Here is a 7,597-nt window from a genome sequence, read left to right on the forward strand (position 1 = left end):
GTCCCCCCCTCATCCCAGACGCTTGCACCCGACACGTCCGCCGTTGTCGATCGACAGTTTTCCCTGACGCATCCAGCACCTGCAAATGGTTTTTGCCTGACACGCATCAGAGCCTGCACTTTTTTGCCCCGACGCGGTTTCTGGCCTTAAGACGCAAGTCTGCCAGCAACGCGTTCCGCCTTTGTTAAGGAGTGTCACGCCTGCACGCATCATCGTCCCGCCGGGTTTGACGGCGCGCGCAGCGCGACGGCAAACCCGGCGGAACAGGGCGCTCGTGTCCCACTGCGCCAGAACCGCGCAAGCCTTCGTGCGCCACCCCAGCGCCGAACCCGTCAAGGCCGCGCAACGCGCGCCGAAGGGTAGCCTTGACGGCCACCCGGGTTCTACGCTCGGACATGCGGTGCAAGACGACATGGCGGCTTGCACCGCATGCGAAGCACGCTTCTGCTTTTGTGTGTGGAGTTGTTTTCCGTTACGCAGTAACGGCACATTGAGGGAGCCCCACGGGGGCGGACGGGAAGGACGGCTGCGAGCACGGCGCGAAGGCCGCAACGCGGCCGCAGCCCGCGCGCAGCAGACGGCCTGGGCGGGCGGGGCTCACACCATTGACTGGCCGCCACGCGGCCCCTGACTTTTACTTTGCGCGCAGCGCCATGCATTGATGTGTTCGTGCACCAGGTTCATGGCCGGTTTATGGCCCTGACTTACTCTTGTGCGCAACGCGCACCCGGCGGGCCGGGGGCGCCAGACATAACGCAAATTAGCAACGGTTGGCGGGCCGGCAGAGGAGACAGGTGGAGCGATGCCGGCCCGCCAACCGTTGCTAATTTCACAGCGTTATGTTCAATCGGCTGGCCCGCAGGGACAGGCGATTTACCCCCGGCCCTCCAGGTTTACGGCCGCAGGGCCGCACATGCCTTTATCGTTCTTCTGGATTGCGCTGCATCTCGTCGGCCACCGTCGCCTCCACCGGTGATGGCTTTCGTGCTTCCGCCATCCCGAACAGGTTGCGGCTGAATTCACTGTATTCGTGCTTGCGCAGCCGCGTGACCTTTTCCTTCTGCGTATCACTCACGCGCTCCAGTCTCGCCGGGTGCGTCGCCGTATGGATCTCCTTCAACGCACGGATCGCAACATGCGTATAGATCTGCGTCGTCTTCAGGTCCGCATGACCGAGCATCGCCTGCACGAACCGCACATCGGCTCCGTTCTCCAGCATCAGCGTGGCCATCGTGTGACGGAACAGGTGACACGAACCGCTCTTCTCCAGCCCCGACTGCCTGATGTACCCGTTCACCAGCCGCCCCAGCGTGTTGATATCCACCGCTTCACCGTGGATCGTCAGATACAGCGTCCGGTCATCATCACCCATCATGAGCTGCGGACGCGCCTCGTTCAGATACTTCCTGATCCACGCCAGCGCACGCGTGCCGATCGGTATCAGCCGGTCACGCTTGCCCTTGCCCTGGCGAACCATCAGCGTGCCCCGGTCGAAGTCGATGTCGTGAACCTTCAGCGCGACGAGCTCCGAGCGCCGCACGCCCGTGCTGTACAACGTTTCCAGCATCGCGCGATCACGCAACCCCATCGCGCTCGTCACATCGGGCACATTCAGTATCCGCTCGGCTTCCTCTGCGCTCAGGATGTGTTTCGGCAGACGCTTCTCCATACGCGGCATCTCCAGATCAGCCGCCGGGTTCGACAGTATCCGGTTCTGCCGCACCAGCCACCGGAACCAGCCGCGTATCGGCTCAAGACGCTTGACCTGACTGCCGCCCGAGAGCGCTTCGCCGTTCGGTTTACGGTACAGGAACAGATACCGCTGATACCGCTCGAGGATCGGCCGCGTTACTTCCTGCGGCTGCGCCACGCCGCGCTCGTCGCACCACGTAATGAACAGCCGCAGGTTGTTTTCCCGGTTCGTCACCGTGCGCGCGCTGTAGTTGCGCACCCGCTGCCACTCAAGGTACTGCCGCATCTGGTGATACAGGCTGTGCGGATCATCCACCGGGCCAATTACCGGCAGCGGCACTTTCGATTTAGGCCTGACCATGACGGCCACCTTCAACATCAACAACGCGGGCTAAAGAAGGGGCGTGTGCGTTTTCTCCGATATACGCGTTTGCGTTTACCCCGACCGGTTCGCCGCCTTCGCCTTGTGCCATAGGGCTTTGAACCTGACCGGCCATCCCCGACCGGGCACCGACTACACCCCGACCGGACCCCGACCGCTTTCCGTTCTGCCCCGACCGGTCTGCATCGTTGTCCAGTGTTTGCAGCTCAAGCAGCCCCATCAGATGCGGCCGGCCATCGTCCACGCCGTCATAGCGCAGCTCATATTCATGCGTGAGCCCACGCAAACCACGATGCGCGATCACGTATTCAAGCTCCACCAGCCGTGCAAGATGCACCTTCAGTTGCGTGTCCCCCCAGCTCGTCGCCTCGCGCACGTCACGCCGCGTAAAGCGGAACTCACTCTGCTTCTGCGCCGTGGCTGAACACCGCTCATTGACCCACGCCTGAACCAGCGTCAGCAGCCGCCGCGTCTGCGGCGGCAATTCATCGAGCGTGCGCCCCAGCACTTCATGCGCGATCCGGTTCGCCAGCGCAATATCGTCCTTCGTCACTTCGATGTAGGTCAGCGCCTCGCCGCGATGCGTGATGTTCCTGTGTGGCCGCTGGTACTGATGCAGCAGCGCAATCGAGCGGATCAGCGTCAGGTACTTCATGTGGTCGCGCCGCATGCGCGTCCTGTTGTCCATGAACGTTAGCTGCTCCGCGTAGGGATTCACGACATGCACCGGTTTGAGCAGCCGCTGCGCGTTGCGATGCAGTTCAACAATGTGCTGCCGGTCCGTCTCGGCCAGCAGGCCTTCGAGCGTCTGCTTCATCCGCTGCCGAACGTGAATCTCGCGTGTCTGCTCGCGGCTCTCGTTGATCGTCAGCACCAGACACCGGTTCAGTAATTCCTCGTCGACGTCGATCGCCGTCGTCGTCAACATGAGCATCACCGGTCCTTTCACGCGGTACTGCTTCGTCACCAGGTTGCCTGTCGCCTCATCCTTGCCCGTCGAGGCAATCGTCAGTTCGCCGTCGCTTTGCAGCAGCTTCAGCGCATACGCCGCCTGCCGTACGCCTTCCTCTTCGGCAATCGCCAGGATCTTATGTTGCAGGTCCGTCTCGCCCAGGTAGAACAGGCTCTGCCCGGTCATCGCGCTGTACTGGATGCGCTCCTCATCCGGCATCAGGTCCAGCACCGCATCCATGAGTGAGCTCTTGCCCGCCGCGCTACTCGACTGGATCAGCACCGCCAGCGGCGCATCGAGCTTGCGCGACACCGCCGACAGATACCCGGCCAGCAGGTTCGTCGCCTCGCCCACCACACCGCAACGCGCCATGTCCGCTTCCAGCCGCGCAATCAGGTCCGGTGCCTTCAGCCAGTCCAGCGCCGCCGCCTGTTCCACCGCATCGAGCGTCACGCCCGTTTCTTTCGGCGCGAGCGTCGCCTGCATCGCTTCGTCCTGCAACGCTTCAAGCTTCAGCAGCACGCGACCGAGATCGCGTTTCAACGTCTCTTCCTGATTGCCCAGCTCAATCGACGCCGTCTTCAGGTATAGCCCCCGAGCCTTCGCGCTGTACACATCGAGCGTATCGACGTGGTACGAATCGCCGCGCCGCACCTGCGCGTTCACGCGCATCTGCTCCGGTCCGAGGTTCTTCTGCCAGCCGCGGATGCGCCACACCCGCTCGCCGAACGTGAACAGCAGTTCGCCGCCTTCGGTCTGCTTCACGTCGGGCTCTTCCACCGGCGCGGGCTGCGCATCTTCTGTAGTCGCTTCCGCTACGGCTGGCGTACCCGGTTCGGCAACCGCAGCAATAGCAGCTAAAGAGGAGGCCAGTTTAACGTCATCCACTTTTTCAACAGACAGCGGATCGGCCAACGCCGCAACCGCTGACCGCTTGCCCTTGCCAATCCATTCAGCCTGTTGCAGCAGCACGCCCAGACTCTTTTGCGCCGGCGCAACCTTCCGCGCGTAGTCGTTCGCGTCCATCCCCTTCGGGAACAGCACACGCCACGTCTCGATACCTGCCTCGCGCAACTCCGTGCCGAGCTTTTCCGCCGCCGCATTGCCCGCGTCATCTCGGTCGTATGCGATCCACACCCGCTCAGTACCGTGCCGCTTCAGCGCCGCCCAGTGATCCGCCGTGAACCCGTTCACCCCATACGTCGCGATCACATTGCGATATCCCGCACACCAGAACGTCATCGCATCGATCAGCGCCTCGCACACGATCACTTCACGGCTGGCAACCAGCGCCACCTCGTTCCACACTCCGGCCAGCGGCAGCGACAGATACAGGTGCTTCGGCTGACCCGCCGGTATCTTGTGACCCGGCGCAATCCGCCGCCCGTACATCTGCCTGACGTTGACCACCCCATCGCCCATGTCCAGATCCATCACCGGCACGACCAGACACCCGTTCAGATGCTCATGGCCCGATGCCCGGTACACGCCCACACGCTGGAGCTTTTCTCGTACCTCGCGGCCTTCCTTCGCGTACCCCGGCGGCAACCGGTACGTCAGGCTCTTGTTCGCATAGCCCAGCCGGAACGTATCGATCAGCTCACCATGCACCAGCCCGCGCTGCACCAGATACGCCTGCGCCTCCGGGCTCTGCTTGAGCGTCGCGTGATACGTGTCGGCCACCTCGCGCAGCAGCACCGCTTCATCAGAACCCGCAGCTAAAGAGGGCAGGTGCCGCGCCTGCGAGCGGTTCACGCCCACTTTCTGCGCACCCGCGAGCGGCGCATCGTTCCTCAGCAACTGCACCGCATGCGGCAATGAGACCCCCTGGGTTTTCATCACCCAGTCCAGCACCGTGCCCGACGCGTTGCAGCCAAAGCAGTGGTACACGTTCTTCGCCTCCGACACCGACAGGCTTGGCGTGTCCTCTTCATGGAACACGCAGCGCATCACCCAATCCCTGCCGCGCTTTTTCAGCTCGTGTCCCTGCGACTCGATCAGCCGCACCAGCGACACTTCGCGCTTCAGTCTGTCCAGCTCGGCTTCGGGGATACGCGGCATGAATCGTCCTTCCGGCTAAAACCTGTCAAGATACTTTACGTATACTATTTTAGTACCTAAAATGTTTCAACCATCAGGACGCAGCAAATCGGAGGCTTACCATCATGGCGTCATTCCATATCGAGTTCGCCGCGATGAGTTTTTCCGCCCGCCTGATTTCTCTACGCAAGGACAAGGGCCTGACACAGCAGGGCCTGGCCGATGCCACTGGTATCCACGTCCAGCAGATCAAGCGCTACGAGGCCGGTTCTTCGGAACCGTCAGCCGAAGCGCTGCGCAAGATCGCAAGAACCTTTGCGATCTCCACTGACTGGTTACTTTTTGAGGAGGGAGAACGAGCACCGTCCGATGATCTCGCCTTGCAGTTCGAAGCCGTGAGCCAGCTCTCCGACGAGGAACGCGCCGTCATCAAGGAAGTCGTGGAGAGCCTCATCATCAAGTACCAGACGAGGCGCTGGGACTCGCTGCGCTCAGCCGAAACCCGCAACGTAACCAGCCGGCGCAGCCCGGCACGCAGCCGCTAGAGAAGAGAAGCCGCATGACCGATTTGATGCCCAAGCTCACCGATGTAAAAAGCCTTCAGGACCTCTCCAAGATCCTCGCCTGGCCCATGCTTGTCGTCGCCTATTTTCTGGCTACAGGCCCGCAGATCACGCTGGATGGCGCCATCGTGCTCGACATTCCCGATGATGTGCCGAGGAGCACACAGACCTGGCTCTTTTTCGGAATCTTTGCCTTGAAGGCCCTCTGGTCTGGTGGCTTTGCCGCTTTCGCCTACGCCCTCATCGGCGAGATACACAAGGAGATTTACTATCGCTGGAGATGGGTACTTTTTCCATACGTCTCAGCCATCCTTTTTGCGTTTGCGCTGCTCGGCATCTTTGGCTCCTCGCAGTTCATCTGGCTCAGGAACCTTGACAGCTTCTGGTGCTATGCCGCCCTCGTCTGGGGCTTCTTCCTGCTCGCCATGACCGAACAGCTTCTCGAACCGCTCAGGCGGCGACGCACCGAGCGCAGCACCGCGTAAACGAAGCGCGGGCCGTGAGTGTTACCAGCACTCACGGCCCGCTGACCACAACCAACTCACCGAAGGAGTTGACTATGGCTGACGCCAATCTTAATGCATTGCCTGCTCATCCCGAGCGCCACGCCACCGTCCAGCAGCTCATGCGCTGGCGACCCTCACCCAAACCCGGCAGGGACTGGCGTACACCTACCTTCTTCCCCTGGCTGCGCATTGCCGGCAAGTGGCTTGAGCAGGCCGGCTTCCCGCCCGGACAGCGCGTGAGGATCGAGGTCCAGTTCGGACGACTCGTCATCACGCGGACTGAATGACCCCATAAACAACAGACCCGGCGCAAGGCCGGGTCTGTTGTTTCAGCTAAAGAAGATATTCTTTACCACCACGTACGCGATGAAGCTCATCAGCGCCGTGAAGACAACCGCACCCACTATTTTCTGGCCTCTTGTTTTAGGCGTTGAGCCAGGAATACCAACCATAGTTACCACCCCATTCTTGTTTTGCCCTGGTCACTGCTATACCCACCTCCAGTGCCGCCAATATTGGTGTTCTTGCCTGCGCTCACTCCACCACCAACGCCAATAACTGTCGCGGTCCCATTGCCCGGCGAGTTCATAATGCCAGCACCAAATATGCCATAAGCGGCAGACATGCCACCAGCATAGCCCCCGGCGAAGTTATTCGTCTGGCCTGGTGCAACGCTGGATTGATTAAGCCATCCAGCAGTAATGCTAGCTGATGCTTGAACCGGATTCGGAAGCGCCATATTTACGCCCGTACCGAAGAACGCATTCCCATCCCGTGTGAACGTTCCCCACACACTACCCACGAAGTAATCCACCTGGAAGTTCACAAAGTCCGGCAACCGGAACAGCCCCGGATTCGAGCCAGTCGTCGTCGCCTGATACGTCAGACCGCTGCCCTGTGCACCGCTCAGAATGTACGCCTGTAAATTGGGATCGCCCGCACCAAGGCTTTGCGCCCACACCTGCTGTCCAGCCTGGTTCACGCCGTACGGCGTCCAGCCCGTTCCATCGTTGGGCTGATCCCCGACCGCCACCCGCACACCGCCCGATTCCGTCTGGCCGCTTGTTGCCAGATTCATCTGCGCCATCTGCTCCTCGATCTGCTGCTCGGTGTACTTGCCGCCGCTTTCATCGGCCAGCTCTTGCGCAAGCGTCTTTTCCTTCGCATGCAACTGCCGGTTATACAGATCCGCATTGGCTGCCGTGGACGCCCCTGCCGAACCGCCCACGAGCGCACCGCCGGCGGACGCCAGCACGTTCGAAGCCAGATTGCCCAGCAGTGTCGAGCCGGTACTCTCCGCAATTCCCCTGGACAGACTATCCAGTTGCGGCGCCAGCACTGCCGATAATCCAGCGCCCGCTGCGCCGCCAACCGTGCTGAACACACTGCCGCCACCAAGCCCACCCATCAATGCTCCACCCGCGATGTGCAGCGCTGTTCTGTTAGTCCCCCCCTCATCCCA

Annotated in this window: 5 protein-coding genes and 1 pseudogene; 3 read left to right on the forward strand and 3 right to left on the reverse strand. The window is 61.5% G+C overall.

Annotated features, from left to right (window positions below; translation table 11 throughout):
- Window positions 1–919: 919 nt before the first annotated feature.
- Window positions 920–2,053 (reverse strand): site-specific tyrosine recombinase XerC, encoded by a 1,134-nt coding sequence (gene xerC, locus CIC12_RS08760; protein ID WP_168663735.1) that lies wholly within the window; start codon window positions 2,051–2,053, stop codon window positions 920–922.
- Window positions 2,040–5,087, reverse strand: a complete 3,048-nt coding sequence (locus tag CIC12_RS08765) for a CHC2 zinc finger domain-containing protein (RefSeq protein WP_168663736.1) — start codon at window positions 5,085–5,087, stop codon at window positions 2,040–2,042. The genes xerC and CIC12_RS08765 overlap by 14 nt, the downstream gene beginning before the upstream one ends.
- Window positions 5,088–5,221: 134 nt before the next feature.
- Between CIC12_RS08765 and CIC12_RS08770 the strand changes: the two genes are divergently transcribed.
- From CIC12_RS08770 to CIC12_RS08780, 3 genes are all read left to right on the forward strand, one after another.
- On the forward strand, window positions 5,222–5,611 hold the full coding sequence (locus CIC12_RS08770) for a helix-turn-helix domain-containing protein (RefSeq protein WP_342030513.1): 390 nt from the start codon (window positions 5,222–5,224) through the stop codon (window positions 5,609–5,611).
- Between the two features lie 14 nt (window positions 5,612–5,625).
- Window positions 5,626–6,114 carry a hypothetical protein gene (locus CIC12_RS08775; RefSeq protein WP_168663738.1) on the forward strand — a complete coding sequence of 163 codons (489 nt, stop codon included), beginning with the start codon at window positions 5,626–5,628 and terminating at the stop codon, window positions 6,112–6,114.
- 74 nt (window positions 6,115–6,188) lie between these two features.
- The gene (locus tag CIC12_RS08780) at window positions 6,189–6,422 is read left to right on the forward strand and encodes a SymE family type I addiction module toxin (RefSeq protein WP_168663739.1); all 234 of its coding nucleotides are present in this window, start codon (window positions 6,189–6,191) and stop codon (window positions 6,420–6,422) included.
- Between the two features lie 167 nt (window positions 6,423–6,589).
- Here the strand turns inward: CIC12_RS08780 and CIC12_RS08785 are convergent.
- Window positions 6,590–7,597: pseudogene (locus tag CIC12_RS08785) on the reverse strand (hypothetical protein); the annotation flags it as partial.

Origin of the sequence: Paraburkholderia sp. SG-MS1 (genome assembly GCF_012275575.1) — a bacterium.
Classification (GTDB): domain Bacteria; phylum Pseudomonadota; class Gammaproteobacteria; order Burkholderiales; family Burkholderiaceae; genus Paraburkholderia.